The following is a 19,986-nucleotide window of genomic DNA, read 5'->3' on the forward strand; positions in this document are numbered from 1 at the left end:
CCTACGTTGGCGCGGTGAACAAGGACCGGGGTGAACGGCGATGAAGGCGTGGCGCCTCTTCGCTGCCCATGTGCCACTGCGGCTCGTCGACGTGCCAGAGCCCGAAGCCGGCCCGAGCGACATCATCGTCGACGTGAGGGCGGCTGGCATCTGTCACACCGATGTCGGGTACCTCGACGGATCCCTGACCCACGCGCTGGGTGCCATGCCGATCACCCTCGGCCACGAGATCGCCGGCGTCATCTCCGAGGTGGGCAGCGACGTCACCGGTTTCCAGGTCGGCCAGAAGGTCGTCATCCCTGCCAGCGTCTCGGGGCCCGGCACCGGCATCGATGGTGGCTTCGCCGAGCAGGTCAGGGCCCGCGACCACCAGGTCATGGCCCTGCCTGACGGCATCCCGTGGGAGCAGGCAGCCCCGGCGACGGACGCGGGTGTGACGTCGTACCACTCCCTCAGGCGCGGGGGTGTCAGGGCCGGCACGAGACTGGGAATCATCGGCGCCGGAGGTCTCGGCAGCCTCGCGCTCCAGTTCGCGCATGCCCTCGGTGCCGAGGTGTACGTCGCCGAGACGAACCGGACCATCTGGGACCGGCTGGCCGGCCTCGGCGCGGTCGGTGTCGCCGAGAGCATCCGCGAGTTCGCCGACCGGGACCTCGAAGTGATCGTCGACTACGCGGGCTTCGGGACCACGACCGACGACGCGCTCGTGACCGTCGGCGACCGCGGCACAGTGGTCCAGGTCGGTGTCGGTGTCCAGCGTGCTGACATCTCGACCACTGCGATCGTCGGCAAGCAGGTCGACCTCCTCGGCTCCCTCGGTGGCACCCACGAGGAACTGGTCGAGGTGCTCGACCTGTTGGCCGCAGGCACCGTGAGCTCAGAGGTCGAGCTCGTCAGCTTCGAGAGCATCGGCGACTCCATCGACCGCTTCCGGCGGGGCGAGGCGAACCAGGGACGCCTGGTCGCGGTCCGCGACTGAGCTTCGTGGTTGGACCCGAGCTCCCTTCGCCCTAGGGTGGGCCGTCGCAACGTTGCACGCAGCGCCTTGGAGGGATCCTGAACACCGCATCGTCGTCCGAACCGGCAGGTCACCCCCTCGATGGCGATGTGTGGCGGCCGGCGGCAGTGCTCTGGGACATGGACGGCACCCTGGTCGACACCGAGCCGTACTGGATCTCGACCGAGTACGAGCTCGCCGCGAAGTACGGCGGCACGTGGAGCGACGAGCACGCCCTGAGCCTGGTCGGCAACGACCTGATCGAGTCCGGGCGCTACATCCGTGAGCACATGGGGATCGACGTCGAGCCCTCACAGATCGTCGAGGAGCTCCTCGACGGCGTGGTGGCCGCGGTCGAGCAGCAGGTGCCGTGGTGCCCGGGTGCCGTGGAGCTGCTCGCCGACCTGAGGGCCGAGGGTGTGCCCTGCGGGCTGGTGACGATGAGCTACCGCCGGTTCGTGGCCCCGATCCTGGCTGCCCTGCCGCCGGACACGTTCGACGTCGTGGTCACCGGCGACACGGTCTCGCGGGGCAAGCCGCACCCGGAGCCCTATCTGAAGGGTGCGGCGCTGCTCGGGGTCGAGCCCGGTGAGGTCCTGGCGATCGAGGATTCCAACACCGGGGTCCGCTCCGCCGTGGCGGCCGGGTGCACCGTGCTCGTCGTACCGAACCACGTGCCGGTGCTCGAGGGGGAGCGGCGCATCTTCCGGAATTCGCTGGCCGGCATGCGTGCCGAGGACCTGCGCCACCTGCGCTGAGCCGCAAGATCTCCGCCCGGATGCGGGCCGTCACGAAATCGTTGCGGGATTGCGACCCTTTCACGCCCGGGCCACGGTGGCGCCGGTCACAACGATCAGAGTAGGTTGCCGGGCATCGACCCCGGTACGTCGCCGGGTGTCCGACCACCAGAGGTGACACTTTGAACCGCAAGACCAAACTGATCTCGCTGGCATCAGCGGCGCTGCTTGCCGCGTCCATGTCGGCCTGCGGGGCCGTCAAGGACGCCGCCGAGAAGTCGATCGAGAACAAGCCTGCAGAGGGTGAACTGCGCCTGGGCACCACCGAGGTGGTCACCGCGATGGACCCGGCCGGCTCCTACGACTTCGGTTCGTGGAACATGCAGTACTCCATCTTCCAGCAGCTGATGTCGATTCCCCCGAACGGCGACCAGCCCGAGGACGACGCAGCCCACTGCGAGGCCAAGGACCCGAAGACCGTCGAGTGCAAGCTCAAGGAGGGCCTGAAGTTCTCCAACGGCAACGAGCTCACCTCGTCCGACGTGCTGTTCTCGATGAAGCGCAACGTCGAGATCGCCGACCCCAACGGCTCCTCGGTCCTGCTCGGTTCGATCTCCAACGGCGATGCCAAGAACCCCGGCCTTGCCGACGGTGCCATTGAGACGCCCGACGACCAGACGGTGGTCTTCCACCTCAACGCTGCGGACTCCACCTTCCTGAAGGTGCTCACCACGGCCACCACGTCGATCGTCGACGAGGAGACCTTCCCGGCCGACGAGAAGCTCGCCGACGACAAGGTGATCGGCTCCGGTCCCTACACCCTCGACACCTACAAGAAGGACGAGCTCACGGTCCTCGCGGCCAACAAGAGCTACGAGGGCACCAAGGCGCCGGCCTCGAAGACCATCTACATCACCAGCTACGGCACCTCCGCGAACCTCAAGACCGCGATCGAGAACGACAAGGTCGACGTCGCCTGGCGCACGCTCAGCCCGCAGGAGCTCACCGACCTCGGCTCCAACGACAAGGTCGACGTGATCACCGGCAGCGGTTCTGAGTTCCGCTACTGGGTCTGGCAGTTCGGCACCAAGGTCGGCAAGGACCAGGCCGTCCGTCAGGCCGCGGCCCAGATCATCGACCGCGACCGCATCTCCGAGCGTGCCTACGACGGCACCGTGGAGCCGGCGTACTCCATCGTGCCGCCCGGCTTCGGTGGCCAGAAGGACTCCTTCGAGGAGAAGTACGGCGACCCGGACCCCGCGGCCGCCAAGACGATCCTCGACGAGGCCGGCGTGAAGACCCCGGTCAAGATCACCGTGGGCTGGAACCCCGACCACTACGGTCCGAACACGGTCGACGAGGCCCAGGAGCTGGAGAAGCAGCTCGAGGCCGACGGCCTGTTCGACGTCACCCTGCAGTCGGACCCGTGGGAGGAGTACCAGACCCTCTACAAGCAGAACGCGTACGACCTGTTCATCCTCGGTTGGTACCCCGACATCCTGGACGCCGACAACTACCTCACGCCGTTCCTGCGTGACGGTGGGTTCTTCGCGAACAACTACCAGAGCGACGAGGTCAACGACCTCCTGTCGCAGGAGCTCGCGGAGACCGACGAGGGTGCGCGTGACGACATCATCGGGCAGCTCCAGGACGTCACGGCTGAAGACGTCCCGCTGATCCCGAGCTGGAACGGCAAGAACGTCGCCGTTGCCAAGAAGGGAGTCACCGGCGTGAAGGAGACGCTCGACCCGACCTACATCTTCCGACTGTGGATGGTGAAGGCACCGGGCGACGAGAGCTCCGAAGCGTCCGAGAGCCCCAGCGCCAGCGAGTAACACGCCTGACGGGGAGGACACCGCAACGCCGGTGTCCTCCCCGTCGGTGCGTCACAGCAAACAGAAAGTAGGTCCATGACCGCCGGCGGTTCCCTGCCCCGATACATAGTTCAACGGCTGCTGTTGATGTTGCCGATGATCTGGTTCCTGACCACGATGGTCTTCTTCCTCCTCCGGGTGGTGCCCGGAGACCCGATCTCCGCGGCCTTCGGTGACAAGATCACCGAGGAGGACAAGGAGGCCCGGCGCGAGAAGCTCGGCCTCAACGAGCCCCTCTGGAAGCAGTATCTCGACTACTTCGGCTCGCTGCTCCGCTTCGACTTCGGGCACACCTTCCGGGGGAACAAGGACGTCCTGGACGTCATCATCGACAAGGGCGGCGCCACCCTGACGCTGTCCATCGGGGCGTTCGCCATCGCGCTCCTCATCGGCATCCCGCTCGGGCTGCTCGCCGGGCGCATGCGTGACTCGGCCTTCGACGTCTTCATCCGCATCTTCGGCATCTTCACCTACGCCGCCCCCGTCTTCTGGATGGGCATGATGCTGATCCTCGTGGTCGCGCCGACCGGTTGGCCGACCAGCCAGATCGCGAACCCCAGCACGCTGCGAGAAGTGCCCACGGTCACCCACGTGCTGCTGTTCGACTCGATCCTCGACGGCAACCTGGTGGCCGTGGTCGACGTCCTCATCCACCACGCCCTGCCCTGCTTCACCCTGGGGCTGCTGCTCTCGGGTGTGTTCATCAGGCTGGTGCGGGTCAACGTGCTGCAGACGCTGAAGGGCGACTACGTCGAGGCCGCCCGGGCCCGCGGCATCGCCGAGAGCAAGGTCGTGCGCCACCACGCGTTCCGCAACGCCCTGGTGCCGGTCATCACGGTGATCGGCCTGCAGGTGGCCCTCACGCTCTCCGGCGCAGTCCTGACCGAGACCACGTTCGGCTGGCCGGGGATCGGCAACGAGCTGATCAAGTTCATGGGCCAGCGTGACTACGGCGCCATCCAGGGCATCGTGACCTTCATCGCGATCATGGTCGTGCTGGTCAGCCTGCTCGTGGACATCATCAACGCCATCATCGACCCGAGAGTGAGGTACTGATGCTCACCCGCCTCACGAGTCCGTTCCGCAACACCACCGGCATGGCCCGCTGGCTGCTCATCGTCGGCCTGATGATGACGGCGATCTTCCTGTTCCTGGCCGTGTTCGCTCCGTTGGTCGCGCCCACCGGGTTCAACGACTCGATGATGAACGGCAAGGAGATCGCCGACAACCAGGCGCCCTCCGGCACCCACTGGTTCGGCACCAACGACGCCTACAACGACATCTTCAGTCGCACCATCTGGGGTGCCCGCACGGCCGTCCAGGTGGTGCTGTTCTCCCTGCTGTTCTCGCTGCTGATCGGTGTCCCGCTCGGACTCGTCTCCGGCTACCTCGGTGGCTGGGTCGACCGCCTGCTGGTCTTCGTCATGGACGCGATGTACTCGTTCCCGTCGCTGCTGCTGGCCCTGATCTTCTCGTTCCTGCTCCAGGACAAGCTGGGCGGCGGCATCATGCCGGCGGCACTGAGCCTGACGGTGATCTACATCCCTCAGTACTTCCGCGTCGTACGCAACACGACGGTCTCGGCACGCGAGGCGACGTACGTCGAAGCGGCGCGCGCGATCGGCGCGAAGGACCGCACGATCATGAGCAAGTACCTCTTCGGCAACGTCATCCAGTCGGTCCCGGTCATCGCCACCCTCAACGCGGCCGACGCGATCGGCACCCTGGCCGGACTCGGCTTCCTCGGCTACGGCATCGAGCCGGGCGAGGCTGCCGAGTGGGGCTACGACCTGCAGCGAGCCATGGACGAGGCCACCTCGGGCATGTGGTGGCAGAGCTTCTTCCCGGGCATCGCCATCGTGCTGCTGATCACCGGCCTCACCCTGCTCGGCGAGGGTCTCAACGAGACCATCAACCCGAGCCTGCGCAAGCGCCGGATCACCAAGGTGGTCATGCCGCCCCACACTCCGAAGGAGATCGCGAAATGAGCGCGGTGACGCGGCCAGCGGCCGCACCGACCACCGACAACGTCCTCGAGGCCCGCAACCTGAGGGTCTGGTACGGCGCGGCCGCGGGCCCGGTGCGTGCGGTCGACGGGGTGAACTTCACGCTCCGCAAGGGCGAGATCCTCGGCCTCGTCGGGGAGTCCGGCTGCGGCAAGTCCACCCTCGGACGCGGGCTCATCGGCCTGCTGCCCGAGGGCGCCAAGATGGACGGCGAGCTGCTGTTCCAGGGCAAGGACATCGTGGGTCTGAAGAAGCGCAAGCTGCACAAGATGCGTGGCAAGGACCTCGGCATGATCTTCCAGGAGCCGCTGACCCGACTGAATCCGTTGATGCGCATCTCGGAGCACTTCGAGGAGACGCTCAAGACGCACGAGAAGCGCATCTCGAAGAAGGAGGTCGAACGGCGCTCGCTCGAGGTGCTGCGGATGATGGGCATTCCCCCGACCCGCTACACGGCCTATCCGCACGAGTTCTCCGGCGGCATGCGGCAGCGTCTGATGATCGCCCTGGCCCTGGTGCTCAAGCCGGCCTTCGTGGTCGCCGACGAGCCGACCACTGCCCTCGACGTCCTCGTCGAGGCGCAGATCATCCGCATCCTCCACGACCTGCGTCGCGAGTTCGACACCTCGCTGCTGCTGATCACCCACAACCTCGGCATCGTCGCCGAGGCCTGCGACCGGGTGGCGGTGATGTACGCCGGCGAGATCGTGGAGATCGGTGATGCCAGCGAGGTCTTCTCGCGTCCCAAGCATCCCTACACGCGCGAGCTGCTGCGTTCGACGATCTCGTTGCGCACCACCGGCCTGGAGTTCATCCCCGGTGCTCCGCCGAACCTGATCGATCCGCCGTCGGGCTGCAAGTTCCACCCCCGCTGCCCCTTGGCGATGGCGGTCTGCGCAGAGCGCGAGCCCCGCGTGCTGACCACGGCCGACGGGACCACCACCCAGTGTTGGGACGCCGAGATCACGGCCGGCACCCACCACGGGCTGACCGACGCCGACCGGGCACCCCTGATCCGCGAGGAGATCTCCGTTGCAGACGAAGCCTGAACCCCTCCAGGTCGGCGACCAGATCATGGACGTCGACGACCTCTCCGTGCACTTCCAGCTGGGCGGTGGTGTGCTCGGTCGCCTGTTCGGGTGGGGCACCAAGACCGTCAAGGCGGTCGACGGCGTCGACTTCACCCTGCACAAGGGCGAGGTCATCGGTCTCGTCGGCGAGTCGGGAAGCGGCAAGACCACCCTGGGTCGGGCCCTGCTCGGCATGGCACCGGCCACCGACGGCGTGATCACCTACCAGGACGTCGCGCGCGGCACCCGACGCGTCTCCCACATGGGCAAGGCCGAGCTCCGTCACCTGCGCACCGACGTGCAGATGGTCTTCCAGGACCCGCACGCGGCGTTGAACCCGACGATGACCATCGAGACCGCTGTCGGGCACCCCCTGGTCATCCACGAGGGTGCGAAGGGGGAGGAGCTGCGCAAGAAGGTGGCCGACACCCTCGAGCGCGTGGGGCTCAGCCCGGCCGAGCAGTTCATGAGCAAGTACCCCTCCGACCTCTCGGGCGGCCAGAAGCAGCGCGCGGTGATCGCCCGTTCGATCATCATGGAACCACAGGTGCTGGTCGCCGACGAGCCGGTGTCGATGCTCGACATGAGCGTGCGCGCCAAGATCCTCCAGCTGATGATCGACCTCAAGGACGACCTCGGGCTGACCTACGTCTACATCACCCACGACCTGGCCAGCGCGAAGTTCTTCTGTGACCGCATCGCGATCATGTACCTCGGCCGCATCGTCGAGATGGGCACGACCGAGGAGATCTTCGCCAACCCGCGTCACCCCTACACCAAGGCGCTGCTCAAGGCGATCCCCGAGCCCGACCCCGAGCTCGCGGTGCCCCGTGACCTGCCCCGTGGTGAGATCCCGGACGCCGCCCAGCCGCCGCTCGGCTGCTCGTTCCACCCGCGCTGTCCGGTGGCCGTCGCCACCTGCGGGTGGGAGTCCCGCGACCTCAAGGTGGCCCTCGAGGAGCACTGGGTGCGCAAGGGCGACGCGACGGCGTACGCCAAGGAGCGCAAGCTGCTCGGGAAGCTGGACGCCCTGGACTCACCCTCGCAACGCGTCACCCTGGGCAAGGGCAACGCCGGCGAGGCGCTCGCCCTGCTGGAGGGGATCAGGAGCGAGAATCCCGACGAGCCCATGTGGAAGGGCGTCGACTCGATGTCCGCGACACCGGACGGCGTCGAGATCGTGTTCCACGAGGCGGAGGACCCGACCCTGCGGCCGGCCGGCGGTGCCGAGGTGGCGTGCGTGCTCTACCCCCGCGAGAGCTGACCTGTCGCCAGTTCTGGTTGACCTGTCGTGAGTTCTGGTTGACCCGTCGTGAGTTCTGGTTGACCTGTCGCCAGTTCAGTCAGCGCCGCACGTGGGAGAGTTGACCCGTCGCCAGTTTTCTCCCCCGCTTCGCTCCTCCGGAAACTGGCGACGGGTCAACTCTGATGCTCTGCAGCTTGCTCCGCAAGCGGCAGAGCAGGGATCTCGCCGCCGAACTCGGGGCACTTGTCCTGGTAGCTGCACCAGCCGCACAGCTTGCTGCGGTGCGGCCGCCAGTCGCCACTGAGCTCGGCGCGCCGGATCGCCTGCCAGATCGACTCCACCTTGCGCTCCGTGGCCCGTAGGTCGGCCTCGTCGGGGGAGTAGCGGAGGATCTCACCGTTGCCGAGATAGATCAGCTGCAGCATCGCCGGGACGACCCCGCGGGTGCGCCAGATGACCAGTGCGTAGAACTTCATCTGGAACAGCGCCTTGGCCTCGAACATCTCGCCAGGAGCTCGGCCAGACTTGTAGTCCACCAGTCGGATCGCGCCGCTGGGGGCGATGTCGATGCGGTCGATGAAGCCCCGGAGCAGCAGCTTGGAGTCGAGCAGTGTCTCGACATAGAGCTCACGCTCGGCGGGCTCGAGGCGGGTCGGGTCCTCGAGCTCGAAGTACTTGTCGAGGACGGTGCGGCAGGTGGTCAGCCAGGCCTGCAGGTCCAGCGCCTCCTCGCCCTCGGGTGCGGTGAACAGCTCGGCGACTGCGGGCTCGGCCTCCAGCAACGCATCCCACGCGGGACCGACCATCTCCTGGGCCCGCGGTGGCGTGCGTTCGGGGGCGGGCAGGTCGAAGAGGTCCTCGAGCACCTTGTGCACCAGTGTCCCGCGGATCGCGTCGGGTGACGGCTCCTCGGGGAACCTGTCGATCGTGCGGTAGCGGTAGAGCAGGGGACAGGTCATGAAATCACCGGCGCGGCTCGGCGACAGGGCCCCGAGCACCTCGACACCGTCGACCGGTGTGGAGTGCCTCTCTGCGGGTGACTGGGTCATCTGGGCCCCTTCCTGAAGGTGCGCGGCAACACTAGGCGACGACACCGACAGCGACACCGACACCGCCGCGTCGGTGTCGGCGAGGGCGCGTCCGATAGCCTCGACATGTGCCTGACCCAGACCCGCGACACGCCGACGTGCCGTCCCGACCGCCTCGGCCTCCCGGCACGCTCCGGGTCGGACAGATCGCCGGGGTCGACGTACTCATCACCACCTCGTGGTTCTTCATCGCCGCCCTGATCGCGGTGCTGATGGCGCCGCGCGTCGACGCGGTCGAGCCCGGTCTGGGTGCCTGGAAGTACGTCGCCGGCTTCGCGTTCGCCGTCGTGCTCTACCTGTCGGTCCTCCTCCACGAGGCCTCGCACGCACTGATGGCACAGCACTACGGCCACCCAGTCTCGTCGATCACCCTCCACTTCCTGGGCGGCGCGACGATGATCGAGGGGGAGGCGCGCAGGCCTCGCGAGGAGTTCTGGATCGCGGTGGTGGGTCCGCTCACCTCGATCGCGGTCGGGCTGCTCGCCATCCCGCTGTGGTTCGTCACCCCCGACGGCCTGCTGCGGATGGCCGTCGAGGGCCTGGCCGGCGCGAACCTCATCGTCGGGGTGATGAACCTGATCCCGGGGCTCCCGCTCGACGGCGGACGCGTGCTGAAGTCCGCGGTCTGGGGAGTCAGTGGCAACATCCACAAGGGCACCATCGCCGCCGGTTGGGGCGGGCGCATCGTCGCCGTCGCGGCCCTTGCGTGGCCCTTGTTCATGCGGTCGGTCCTCGACGTCGAGCCGCGAATCGTCGACTACCTGCTCTCGTTCGTGGTCGCGATCTTCCTGTGGACCGGAGCGACCGCCTCGATGCAGAGCGCCCGGCTGCGCCGGCGGCTGCCGTCGATCGTGGCCCGCCGACTGGCCCGCCGTACCCTTACCGTTCCTGAGGACACGCCCGTCTCCGAGGCCGTACGACGCGCGCAGGAGGCCGGGGCCGGCAGCATCGTGACGGTCTCGACCGCGGGCGCCGCGACCGGCATCGTCAACGAGTCCGCCCTGCTGGCCACGCCTGAGGAACGGCGTCCGTGGATGGCCGTCTCGACCATCTCACGCAGCATCGAGGAGGGTCTGACCCTGCCCGTCTCGATCGTCGGTGAGGACCTCATCAAGGCGATCACCCGCATGCCCGCCCACGAGTACCTCCTCGTCGAGGACGACGGGGCGATCTACGGCGTCCTCGCGACCGCCGACGTCGACAGGGCGTTCAGCGAGCGTCACCAGTAGGGTTCCGCCCATGCCTGACGTGGACCTGCCCGAACCGACCGACCTGCCCGACGTACCCCTCGAGGCGTGGTCCGGCGTGCACCGTGGACCCCTGCGTGCGGGGGAGTGGGTGCGGCTGACCGACCAGAAGGGCCGGCGCCACAACTTCGAGCTCACGCCCGGCAAGCGCTTCTTCAGCAACCGTGGCCACATCGAGCACGACGAGCTGATCGGGCGCGACGAAGGCTTCACCGTGCCGTCGTCGGCGGGCGGCGAGTACCTCGTGTTCCGCCCGTTGCTCTCCGAGTTCGTGGTCTCGATGCCGCGTGGGGCCGCGGTGGTCTACCCCAAGGACGCCGCCCAGATCGTGGCGATGGCCGACATCTTCCCCGGCGCCCGGGTCGTGGAGGCCGGTGTGGGCTCGGGTGCGCTGACCTGCTCGCTGCTCCGCGCCGTCGGACCGTGGGGTCGGGTGACGTCGTTCGAGCGGCGCGAGGAGTTCGCCGACGTGGCTCGGCGCAACGTGAACCAGTTCTTCTCCGCCCCCGACGGCGAGACCCACCCGGCCTGGAGCCTGCGGCTCGGCGACCTCCAGGAAGAGCTGCCGGGCCTCGGTGAGAAGGTCGACCGGATCATCCTCGACATGCTCGCACCGTGGGAGTGCGTGGACGCGGTGGCTGACGCGCTGGCGCCCGGCGGGATCGTCGTCGCGTACGTCGCCACCACCACGCAACTGTCGCGCTACGTCGAGACGGTGCGCGCGCACGGCGGGTTCACCGATCCCCAGCCGTGGGAGTCACTGGTGCGCGACTGGCACGTCGAGGGACTCGCCGTACGCCCCGGGCACAAGATGATCGGGCACACCGCCTTCCTCGTCACGGCACGCCGGATGGCGCCAGGCCAGACCGCGCCACGCAAGAAGCGCCGCCCCGCCCCGGGTGCCTACGGGGTGGACTACAACGGCCCCCGGCCGGCCGACCTGCCTCCGCAGGTGTTCGAGGAGTCCTTCGACGACTGAACGACGCGGAAATGGCGTGAACCGACGCCAGAATGGCCTGTTCACACGCTCGTGACGTCTCACGTAGCAAATCGTTTCCGAACCGCGCGCCGATTTGCTTTGCTTCCTCCTCCTGATGGGTAAGGTCACAAGGAGACGCAGGAGGTGGTGCACATGTCGGCATCGGACAACTCGAGCAGTCGCGAGGAACTCACCAGTCAGGTGAGGTTCCTCGAGGCCGAAGTCACTGACCTGCGCCGGAGGCTGGCCGATGGCCCAGTTCACTCCGGTGCACTGGAGCAGCGACTGATCGACACCCAACGGTCCCTGGCCGCGGTGACGTCGCAGAACGAACGCCTGGCCCAGACCCTGCGCGAGGCCCGCGACCAGATACTCACGCTCAAGGAAGAGGTCGACCGACTGGCCCAGCCGCCGGCCGGGTTCGGAACGTTCCTCGCCCGCAACGACGACGACTCCATCGACGTGTTCACCGGCGGTCGCAAGCTGCGGGTGACGGTGAGCCCCAACGTCGACCTCGACGCGCTGCAGCGTGGCCAGGAGGTCATGCTCAACGAGGCACTCAACGTCGTCGCCGCGCTCGACTTCGAGCAGGTCGGCGAGGTCGTCATGCTCAAGGAGATCCTGGCCGACGGCGACCGTGTCCTGGTGATCGCGAACGCCGACGAGGAGCGCGTGGTCCGCATCGCCGAGCCGCTGCGCAGCCTCAAGCTGCGGGCCGGTGACTCCCTGCTGCTCGACTCCCGAGCCGGCTACGTCTACGAGAAGGTGCCGAAGTCCGAGGTCGAGGAGCTCGTCCTCGAAGAGGTCCCCGACATCGACTACAGCGCGATCGGCGGCCTGATCGCCCAGATCGACCAGATCCGCGACGCCGTCGAGCTGCCCTACCTGCACCCCGAGCTGTTCAAGCAGCACCAGCTCAAGCCGCCGAAGGGCGTGCTGCTCTACGGCCCTCCCGGCTGCGGGAAGACGTTGATCGCCAAGGCGGTCGCCAACTCCCTGGCCAAGAAGGTCGCGGCCAAGACCGGCCAGGAGGGCAAGTCCTACTTCCTGAACATCAAGGGTCCCGAGCTGCTCAACAAGTACGTCGGCGAGACCGAGCGGCACATCCGCCTGGTCTTCCAGCGGGCTCGCGAGAAGGCCAGCGAGGGCACGCCGGTCATCGTGTTCTTCGACGAGATGGACTCCCTGTTCCGCACCCGAGGCTCCGGGGTCTCCTCCGACGTCGAGAACACCATCGTTCCCCAGCTGCTGAGCGAGATCGACGGTGTCGAGCTGCTCGAGAACGTGCTGGTGATCGGTGCCTCCAACCGTGAGGACATGATCGACCCGGCCATCCTGCGCCCCGGCCGGCTCGACGTGAAGATCAAGATCGAGCGCCCGGACGCCGAGTCCGCACGCGACATCTTCAGCAAGTACCTCACCGCCGAGCTGCCCTTGCACACCGACGACCTGGCCGAGTTCGGCAACGACCGCGACGCCTGCGTGGCGGGCATGATCCGGGCCACCGTCGAGCGCATGTACACCGAGACCGAGGAGAACCGCTTCCTCGAGGTGACCTACGCCAACGGCGACAAGGAAGTCCTCTACTTCAAGGACTTCAACTCCGGCGCGATGATCCAGAACATCGTCGACCGGGCGAAGAAGATGGCGATCAAGGACCTCCTCGACCACGACCAGCTCGGTCTCCGGGTCCAGCACATGCTCCAGGCGTGCGTCGACGAGTTCAAGGAGAACGAGGACCTCCCGAACACCACGAACCCCGACGACTGGGCCCGCATCTCCGGCAAGAAGGGCGAGCGGATCGTCTTCATCCGCACCCTCATCACCGGCAAGCAGGGCACCGAGCCCGGGCGTTCGATCGACACGGTCGCCAACACCGGCCAATACCTCTGAGCAACCGGCTACCGCGGCGTCGTCACTCGGCGATGCCGCGGAAGCCGTACGTCCAGGGCCGGCCGATCCTCGGTCCGGGCAGGTAGCGCTGGTCGAGGACGGCAATCCCGAACCCGGCATCGCCCACCAGGGCAGGGATGTCGCGGTCCAGGTGGCAACCTCCGCACACCAGTCCCTGTACGCCGTTGAGCCGGCCCTGCCAGCGCGCCACACCCGCATCGGGCGCGAGGCCGTGCTCGAGGAAGTGCAGTCGACCTCCGGGTCGCACCACCCGGCGTACCTCCCTCAGCGCGCGGAGCGGGTCCGGGATCGTGCACAGGGAGAACGTCACCAGTGCGGCGTCGACCGAGGCGTCGGGCAGGTCGATCGACTGGCCGTCCAGGCCCACCCGCTCGACCGGCACCGAGGACTTCTCCCGGCGGCCTGCCGAGCGGGACCAGCCCAGGTCGCTGGGCTCCACGGCCGCCACGTCGGTGACGTCGCGGGGCAGGTGCGGCAGGTTCATCCCGGACCCGAAACCCACCTCGAGGACCCGGCCGGTCAGGCCCTCACAGGCCTGCGCTCGAAGCTCACCGATCTCCGGGGCGCTGAGCCCGGCATCGGTCAATCGCGGCACGACGTGTTCGACCCACCAACCCATGTGACCGACACTAGGTCGCACGAACGGCCGCGTCCACGGGTCGATGCGTCGGTCGTCCCGAGTAGGCTCGAATCATGAGCGTTCGCAGGGTGATGGGCACCGAGGTCGAGTACGGCATCTCGGTCCAGGGACAGCCGACGGCCAACCCGATGGTGGCGTCCTCGCAGGTGGTCAACGCCTACGCGTCGGCCACGCTGAAGGCGCGACGCGCCCGATGGGACTTCGAGGAGGAGTCACCGCTGCGCGACGCCCGAGGGTTCGACATGTCGCGACAGGTCGCCGACGCCAGCCAGCTGACCGACGAGGACCTCGGCCTGGCCAACGTCATCCTCACCAACGGCGCCCGCCTGTACGTCGACCACGCCCACCCCGAGTACGCCACGCCCGAGTGCACGAACCCGCTCGACATCGTCCGCTGGGACAAGGCGGGGGAGCAGGTGATGCTCGACGCAGCCCGTCTGGCCGCCAACATTCCCGGGGCCGCGCCGATACTGCTCTACAAGAACAACACCGACAACAAGGGCGCCTCCTACGGCGCCCACGAGAACTACCTGATGCGCCGCTCGACGGCGTTCGCCGACATCGTGCGCCACCTGACGCCGTTCTTCGTGTCCCGACAGGTGGTCACCGGCGCCGGCCGGGTGGGCATCGGCCAGGACGGCCGCGACAACGGCTTCCAGATCAGCCAGCGCGCCGACTTCTTCGAGGTCGAGGTGGGCCTCGAGACCACGCTGAAGCGGCCGATCATCAACACCCGCGACGAACCGCACGCCGACCCGGAGAAGTACCGCCGGCTCCACGTGATCATCGGAGACGCCAACCTCGCCGAGGTGTCGACGTACCTCAAGGTCGGCACGACCGCGCTGGTGCTGGCGATGATCGAGGACCGCTTCCTCACCGCGCCGCTCTCGGTCGAGTCACCGGTCGCGTCGCTGCGGGCGATCTCGCACGACCCGACCTGCAAGCACCTCGTGACGTTGGGCGACGGCCGCAAGCTGACCGCCGTACAACTCCAGATGGAATACCTCGACCTCGCCAGGAAGTACGTCGACGAGACCCTGGGCGACGACGCGGACGCCCAGACCCGCGACGTGCTGACCCGCTGGGAGTCGGTGCTGACCCGTCTCGAGCGTGACCCCATGGAGTGCGCCACCGAGCTCGACTGGGTGGCCAAGCTCAAGCTGCTCCAGCAGTACCGCGACCGCGACGGCCTCGAGTGGGACGACGCGAAGCTGCACCTGATCGACCTGCAGTACTCCGACATCCGCCCCGAGAAGGGCCTCTACCACCGGCTCGCGCGCATGGGCCGCATCGAGCGACTGCTCGAGGAGCCGTCCATCGAGAGCGCGATGCACGAGCCACCCACCGACACCCGGGCCTACTTCCGTGGCCGGTGTCTCGAGAAGTACGCCGACTCGGTGGCTGCCGCGTCGTGGGACTCGGTGATCTTCGACCTCCCCGGACGCGAGTCGCTCCAGCGGGTGCCCACCATCGACCCGCTGCGCGGCAGCCGGTCACACGTGGGCGAGCTGCTCGACCGCTGTGACACCGCCGAGCAGCTCTTCGACGCACTGACGCACTGATTCCCGTCCGTTGGTCGAGCAAGTCGGGGCCATTTCTTTCCCGGAGTGGATAGGGTCGGAGACATGGCACAGGAGCAGAAGCAGCCGAAGAAGTCGACTGAGGACACCCCGGTCGAGGAGGAGACCGTCGCGCCCGAGGTCTCCGAGCGCAAGGAGCAGCTCGACGAGGACATCGACGCGATCCTCGACGAGATCGACGACGTCCTCGAGACCAACGCCGAAGACTTCGTGAAGTCCTTCATCCAGAAGGGCGGGGAGTGAGCCGGTGAGTGCCCCCAGCTACGGGTCCCGCCTGCCCGCTTCGTTCCTGACCCCCGGCACGTCGTCGTTCGCCGACTTCATCGGTGAGCACTCACCCGACCTGCTGCCCTCCAAGCGTGCCGTGCCGCAGGGCAACGTCGGAGACCTGGCGCCGCACGGCACCACGATCGTCTCTGCGACGTTTCCCGGCGGCGTGATCATGGCCGGTGACCGGCGCGCCACGATGGGCAACATCATCGCGCAGCGCGACATCCAGAAGGTCTTCCCGGCCGACGAGTTCAGCTGCGTCGGCATCGCCGGTGCCGCCGGGCTGGCGGTCGAGATGGTGCGACTGTTCCAGACCGAGCTCGAGCACTACGAGAAGATCGAGGGCACCACGCTCTCCATGGACGGCAAGGCCAACCGCCTCGCGGCCCTGATCCGGGCGAACCTCGGCCTGGCCATGCAGGGTCTCGCCGTCGTACCCCTCTTCTCGGGCTACGACCTCATCGCCGAGCAGGGGCGCATCTTCTCCTACGACGTCACCGGCGGCCGCTACGAGGAGACCGCGTTCCACTCGGTCGGTTCCGGGTCGATGTTCGCCCGCGGTTCGCTGAAGAAGCTCTACCGCGAGGACCTCACCGAGACCGAGTGCGTGACCGCCGTCGTGCAGGCGCTCTACGACGCCGCCGACGACGACTCCGCCACCGGTGGTCCCGACGTGAGCCGTCGCATCTTCCCCGTCGTGCAGGTGATCACCGCCGACGGAGGCCGCCGACTCGCCGACGACGAGGTCGCCGCGATCGCGGACCAGGTGATCGCGAGTCGACTCCAGCGCCCCGACGGCCCCGCCGCCTCACTGGTCTGACCCGAGCCAAGGATTTCTCACATGAGCATGCCGTACTACGTCTCTCCCGAGCAGTTGATGAAGGACCGTGCGGACTTCGCGCGCAAGGGCATCGCCCGCGGTCGTTCCGTGGTCGTCGTGCAGTTCGCCGACGGCGTCCTCTTCGTCTCCGAGAACCCCTCGCAGGCGCTGCACAAGGTCTCGGAGATCTATGACCGCATCGCGTTCGCCGCGGTCGGCCGCTACAACGAGTTCGAGAACCTCCGCATCGCCGGCGTACGCCTGGCTGACATGCGCGGCTACGCCTACGACCGTCGCGACGTCACCGGCCGCGGGCTGGCGAACGCCTACGCGCAGACCCTCGGCACGATCTTCTCCAGCGGCGGCGAGAAGCCCTACGAGGTCGAGCTGTTCGTGGCCGAGATCGGCGACGAGGCGGCCGACGACCAGATCTACCGGCTGACGTACGACGGCCAGGTGGCTGACGAGCACGGGTACGCCGTGATGGGTGGCGCGGCCGACCAGGTGGCCTCACACCTCAAGGAGCACTACACCGAGGGCGCGACGCTCGACGACGCGATCAAGCTGGCCGTGGCTGCGCTCGGTCACTCCGACACCGACGACCGGGTGATCCCGGCCGACGACCTCGAGGTCGCCGTGCTCGACCGCACCCGCAGCCAGCCCCGCAAGTTCCGTCGCCTGCGGCCGGCCGCGCTGACCGAGATCCTCGGGGACCGTGGCCCCGAGACCGCGGCCCAGCCAGACGCCGAGGACGCCCAGGTGGGGGCCGCCCCGACGGTTCCCACCGGTCCCGACAACCCCGCTGACCCGACCGACACGGTGAGCGGATCCACGCCCCCGCTGGAAGACCCGGTCACCGGTGAGCCCGCTCCCGGAGAACCGGAGTCCGGCGAACCGCCCACCGCTCCTCCCACGGCACCGCCCACGCCCCCGACGCCACCCGTGGACCCACCCACGCCCGGCCACGGCGAGCCCCCGATCGCCCCGCCCCCTGCCTGACCGGCTCCCACCACCGCCGTTGCCGAACAGTCAGCAGGTCTTTGCCAGAGAAATCCTGAGGCCTGTTCAGTCACTGCGACGGGTGGGTGGAAGTCGCATGACAACGGTCAACCTCCCACCGTGATGCCCAAGCTGTGACTACTGTTGGGCCATGGACCGCCGGATCTTCGGAATCGAGAACGAGTACGGCGTCACCTGCACGTTCAAGGGGCAGCGACGCCTGAGCCCGGACGAGGTGGCCCGCTACCTGTTCCGCAAGGTCGTGTCGTGGGGGCGCAGCAGCAACGTCTTCCTGCGCAACGGTGCCCGGCTCTACCTCGACGTCGGCAGCCACCCGGAGTACGCGACGCCGGAGTGCGACGACATCGTCGAGCTGGTCACCCACGACAAGGCAGGGGAGCGGGTCCTCGAAGGGCTTCTGGTCGACGCCGAGCGCCGGCTCCACGACGAGGGCATCGCCGGCGACATCTACCTCTTCAAGAACAACACCGACTCCGCCGGCAACTCCTACGGCTGCCACGAGAACTACCTCGTCGGCCGGGCCGGCGAGTTCAGTCGGCTGGCCGACATCCTGATCCCGTTCCTGGTGACGCGCCAGATCGTGGTCGGCGCCGGCAAGATCATCCAGACCCCGCGCGGGGCGTCGTACTCCATCAGCCAGCGCGCCGAGCACATCTGGGAAGGCGTCTCGAGCGCCACCACCCGCAGCCGCCCGATCATCAACACCCGCGACGAACCGCACGCGGACGCCGAGAAGTACCGCCGGCTCCACGTCATCGTCGGCGACTCCAACATGAGCGAGACCACCACGTTGCTGAAGGTGGCCAGCTGCGACCTCGTGCTCCGGATGATCGAGGAGGGGGTCGTGATGCGCGACCTCACCATGGAGAACCCGATCCGGGCGATCCGCGAGATCTCCCACGACATGACCGGCCGCAAGAAGGTCCGGCTGGCCAACGGCCGCGAGGCCAGTGCGCTCGAGATCCAGCTCGAGTACTTCACCCGGGCCCGCGACTTCGTCGACCGTCGTGAGCTGCGTACGCCGGTCATCGACCAGGCCCTCGACCTCTGGGAGCGGGGCCTCAAGGCGATCGAGTCCGGCGACCTCGACTCCGTCGACCGCGAGATCGACTGGGTCATCAAGTGGAAGCTGATCGAGCGCTACCGCGCCAAGCACGGCATGGCGTTGGGCCACGCGCGCATCGCGCAGCTCGACCTCGCCTACCACGACATCCACCGCAACCGGGGTCTCTACTACCTGCTCGAGAAGCGCGGAGCGGTTGCCCGGGTCACCGACGACCTCAAGATCTTCGAGGCCAAGTCGGTGCCGCCGCAGAACACCCGTGCCCGCCTGCGCGGCGAGTTCATCAAGAAGGCACAGGAGCGGCGACGCGACTTCACCGTCGACTGGGTGCACCTCAAGCTCAACGACCAGGCCCAGCGCACGGTGCTCTGCAAGGACCCCTTCCGCTCGGCCGACGAACGCGTCCAGCGACTCATCGACGGCATGTGAGGGATCGTTGCTCCATCCGGCTAGGCTGTCCCGCGCTCGCCGTACCCCGAATCCGAAGGTGAACCCGTTGCGCCGCGTCCTTGTGCTCCTGAGCGTCCTGCTGCTGATGATGATCGGTCTCACCGCCTGCGGTGACGACGACGGCGGCGGCAAGTCCAACGACGGATCGGTCAAGGTCACCGGCACGTTCGGGTCCGAGCCGAAGGTGGCCTTCAAGGGCGAGTACAAGCGCACCACCACCGAGACCACGGTGCTCAGCGAGGGCGACGGCGACCAGGTCAAGGTGGGCGACAGCGTCTTCGCGAACCTCTACATCGCCAACGGATTCACCGGCAAGCAGGCGGCGAGCACGTGGGACGAAGGTTCCGCGAGCCTGGTCAAGGTGAGCGACGACATGCTGCCCGGCCTCAAGAAGGCCATCGACGGGCAGAAGGTCGGCTCGCGGGTGATGGTCGAGTCGACCCCCAAGGACGCGTTCGGCGAGGCCGGCAACCCCAACCTGTTCATCGACCCGTCAGACTCGGTGGTCTTCGTCGTCGACATCGTCAAGGTGATCCCGACGAGCATCGACACGAGCAAGGCGACCGCCCCCAAGGGTGCGCCGAAGGTGGTCGAGAAGGACGGCGCCGTGACCGGCCTGACCTTCACCGGCAAGCCCGCCAAGATCACCAAGCTCGAGACGATCACCCTGGTCAAGGGCACCGGCCCCAAGGCGAAGAAGGGCTCCACGCTGGCCGTGAAGTACCTCGGCCAGGTCAACGGCAAGAAGCAGGTCTTCGACCAGAACTTCACCAAGGGCGATCCCTACTCCGTGACCATCGGTCAGGGCGGCACGATCCAGGGCTGGCAGGAAGGCCTCACCGGGGTCACCGAGGGCAGCCGGGTCATCCTGCGGATCCCCTCGAAGCTCGGGTACGGCAAGAAGGGCAGCGCGCCCAAGATCAAGCCCGGCGACGACCTGGTCTTCGTGATCGACGTGCTCGCGGTCAACTGACCGCCGGCACCT

General features: G+C 67.7%; 18 protein-coding genes. 16 read left to right on the top strand and 2 right to left on the bottom strand.

Annotated features, from left to right (window positions below; genetic code table 11):
* Positions 1 to 40 precede the first annotated feature (40 nt).
* The 7 genes from ASD66_RS12750 (at position 41) to ASD66_RS12780 (ending at position 7,948) form a co-directional block, all read left to right on the top strand.
* On the top strand, positions 41 to 979 hold the full coding sequence (locus tag ASD66_RS12750) for an alcohol dehydrogenase catalytic domain-containing protein (protein WP_056891124.1): 939 nt from the start codon (positions 41 to 43) through the stop codon (positions 977 to 979).
* A 146-nt stretch (positions 980 to 1,125) separates the two neighbouring features.
* Complete coding sequence (locus tag ASD66_RS12755; protein ID WP_268788523.1) at positions 1,126 to 1,755, top strand: HAD family hydrolase; 630 nt, start codon at positions 1,126 to 1,128, stop codon at positions 1,753 to 1,755.
* A gap of 161 nt (positions 1,756 to 1,916) precedes the next feature.
* Entirely contained in the window at positions 1,917 to 3,569 is a 1,653-nt protein-coding gene (locus ASD66_RS12760) for an ABC transporter substrate-binding protein (RefSeq protein ID WP_056891126.1), read from the top strand.
* A 75-nt stretch (positions 3,570 to 3,644) separates the two neighbouring features.
* Positions 3,645 to 4,664, top strand: a complete 1,020-nt coding sequence (locus tag ASD66_RS12765; RefSeq protein WP_056678178.1) for an ABC transporter permease — start codon at positions 3,645 to 3,647, stop codon at positions 4,662 to 4,664.
* Positions 4,664 to 5,596 carry an ABC transporter permease gene (locus ASD66_RS12770; protein WP_056678182.1) on the top strand — a complete coding sequence of 311 codons (933 nt, stop codon included), beginning with the start codon at positions 4,664 to 4,666 and terminating at the stop codon, positions 5,594 to 5,596. Before ASD66_RS12765 ends, ASD66_RS12770 begins: the two co-directional genes overlap by 1 nt.
* A complete protein-coding gene (locus ASD66_RS12775) occupies positions 5,593 to 6,663 on the top strand; it encodes an ABC transporter ATP-binding protein (protein ID WP_056891127.1) in 1,071 nt (356 codons plus the stop codon). Before ASD66_RS12770 ends, ASD66_RS12775 begins: the two co-directional genes overlap by 4 nt.
* Entirely contained in the window at positions 6,647 to 7,948 is a 1,302-nt protein-coding gene (locus tag ASD66_RS12780; RefSeq protein ID WP_056891128.1) for an ABC transporter ATP-binding protein, read from the top strand. Before ASD66_RS12775 ends, ASD66_RS12780 begins: the two co-directional genes overlap by 17 nt.
* A 155-nt stretch (positions 7,949 to 8,103) precedes the next feature.
* Here ASD66_RS12780 and ASD66_RS12785 read toward each other — a convergent pair whose 3' ends face one another.
* A complete protein-coding gene (locus tag ASD66_RS12785) occupies positions 8,104 to 8,979 on the bottom strand; it encodes a RecB family exonuclease (protein WP_056678189.1) in 876 nt (291 codons plus the stop codon).
* 107 nt (positions 8,980 to 9,086) lie between these two features.
* Between ASD66_RS12785 and ASD66_RS12790 the strand changes: the two genes are divergently transcribed.
* The 3 genes from ASD66_RS12790 to arc all read left to right on the top strand — a co-directional run bounded on the left by ASD66_RS12790 (position 9,087) and on the right by arc (position 13,137).
* Positions 9,087 to 10,247 (top strand): site-2 protease family protein, encoded by a 1,161-nt coding sequence (locus ASD66_RS12790; RefSeq protein WP_235530075.1) that lies wholly within the window; start codon positions 9,087 to 9,089, stop codon positions 10,245 to 10,247.
* Between the two features lie 10 nt (positions 10,248 to 10,257).
* Positions 10,258 to 11,244 carry a tRNA (adenine-N1)-methyltransferase gene (locus tag ASD66_RS12795; RefSeq protein WP_156388654.1) on the top strand — a complete coding sequence of 329 codons (987 nt, stop codon included), beginning with the start codon at positions 10,258 to 10,260 and terminating at the stop codon, positions 11,242 to 11,244.
* 153 nt (positions 11,245 to 11,397) lie between these two features.
* A complete protein-coding gene (gene arc, locus ASD66_RS12800) occupies positions 11,398 to 13,137 on the top strand; it encodes a proteasome ATPase (protein WP_056679405.1) in 1,740 nt (579 codons plus the stop codon).
* Positions 13,138 to 13,159: 22 nt separating this feature from the next.
* Here the strand turns inward: arc and ASD66_RS12805 are convergent, their stop codons facing one another.
* Positions 13,160 to 13,777 carry a class I SAM-dependent methyltransferase gene (locus ASD66_RS12805; RefSeq protein WP_056891129.1) on the bottom strand — a complete coding sequence of 206 codons (618 nt, stop codon included), beginning with the start codon at positions 13,775 to 13,777 and terminating at the stop codon, positions 13,160 to 13,162.
* 74 nt (positions 13,778 to 13,851) lie between these two features.
* On the opposite strand from ASD66_RS12805, the gene dop reads away from it, so the two are divergent.
* From dop to ASD66_RS12835, 6 genes are all read left to right on the top strand, one after another.
* Positions 13,852 to 15,360, top strand: coding sequence for a depupylase/deamidase Dop (gene dop, locus ASD66_RS12810; RefSeq protein ID WP_056891130.1), 1,509 nt, complete (start codon positions 13,852 to 13,854; stop codon positions 15,358 to 15,360).
* Positions 15,361 to 15,423: 63 nt separating this feature from the next.
* On the top strand, positions 15,424 to 15,621 hold the full coding sequence (locus ASD66_RS12815; protein WP_056891131.1) for a ubiquitin-like protein Pup: 198 nt from the start codon (positions 15,424 to 15,426) through the stop codon (positions 15,619 to 15,621).
* 4 nt (positions 15,622 to 15,625) lie between these two features.
* The gene (gene prcB / locus ASD66_RS12820) at positions 15,626 to 16,468 is read left to right on the top strand and encodes a proteasome subunit beta (protein ID WP_056678198.1); all 843 of its coding nucleotides are present in this window, start codon (positions 15,626 to 15,628) and stop codon (positions 16,466 to 16,468) included.
* A 21-nt stretch (positions 16,469 to 16,489) separates the two neighbouring features.
* A complete protein-coding gene (prcA, locus tag ASD66_RS12825) occupies positions 16,490 to 17,467 on the top strand; it encodes a proteasome subunit alpha (RefSeq protein WP_082599473.1) in 978 nt (325 codons plus the stop codon).
* A 151-nt stretch (positions 17,468 to 17,618) separates the two neighbouring features.
* Complete coding sequence (pafA, locus tag ASD66_RS12830; RefSeq protein ID WP_056678203.1) at positions 17,619 to 18,980, top strand: Pup--protein ligase; 1,362 nt, start codon at positions 17,619 to 17,621, stop codon at positions 18,978 to 18,980.
* A 67-nt stretch (positions 18,981 to 19,047) separates the two neighbouring features.
* A complete protein-coding gene (locus ASD66_RS12835) occupies positions 19,048 to 19,974 on the top strand; it encodes an FKBP-type peptidyl-prolyl cis-trans isomerase (RefSeq protein ID WP_156388655.1) in 927 nt (308 codons plus the stop codon).
* Positions 19,975 to 19,986: the final 12 nt, after the last annotated feature.

This window comes from Nocardioides sp. Root151, from assembly GCF_001427925.1.
Lineage (GTDB): Bacteria > Actinomycetota > Actinomycetes > Propionibacteriales > Nocardioidaceae > Nocardioides.

Excerpts from the sequence above, each read along its gene's own strand:
- ASD66_RS12750 (WP_056891124.1), top strand. The coding sequence starts at position 41 with ATGAAGGCGTGGCGCCTCTTCGCTGCCCATGTGCCACTGCGGCTCGTC.
- ASD66_RS12795 (WP_156388654.1), top strand. The coding sequence starts at position 10,258 with ATGCCTGACGTGGACCTGCCCGAACCGACCGACCTGCCCGACGTACCC.
- ASD66_RS12775 (WP_056891127.1), top strand. The coding sequence starts at position 5,593 with ATGAGCGCGGTGACGCGGCCAGCGGCCGCACCGACCACCGACAACGTC.
- ASD66_RS12815 (WP_056891131.1), top strand. The coding sequence starts at position 15,424 with ATGGCACAGGAGCAGAAGCAGCCGAAGAAGTCGACTGAGGACACCCCG.
- pafA (WP_056678203.1), top strand. The coding sequence starts at position 17,619 with ATGGACCGCCGGATCTTCGGAATCGAGAACGAGTACGGCGTCACCTGC.
- ASD66_RS12770 (WP_056678182.1), top strand. The coding sequence starts at position 4,664 with ATGCTCACCCGCCTCACGAGTCCGTTCCGCAACACCACCGGCATGGCC.
- dop (WP_056891130.1), top strand. The coding sequence starts at position 13,852 with ATGAGCGTTCGCAGGGTGATGGGCACCGAGGTCGAGTACGGCATCTCG.
- ASD66_RS12785 (WP_056678189.1), bottom strand. The coding sequence starts at position 8,979 with ATGACCCAGTCACCCGCAGAGAGGCACTCCACACCGGTCGACGGTGTC.
- prcA (WP_082599473.1), top strand. The coding sequence starts at position 16,490 with ATGAGCATGCCGTACTACGTCTCTCCCGAGCAGTTGATGAAGGACCGT.
- arc (WP_056679405.1), top strand. The coding sequence starts at position 11,398 with ATGTCGGCATCGGACAACTCGAGCAGTCGCGAGGAACTCACCAGTCAG.
- ASD66_RS12805 (WP_056891129.1), bottom strand. The coding sequence starts at position 13,777 with ATGGGTTGGTGGGTCGAACACGTCGTGCCGCGATTGACCGATGCCGGG.
- ASD66_RS12765 (WP_056678178.1), top strand. The coding sequence starts at position 3,645 with ATGACCGCCGGCGGTTCCCTGCCCCGATACATAGTTCAACGGCTGCTG.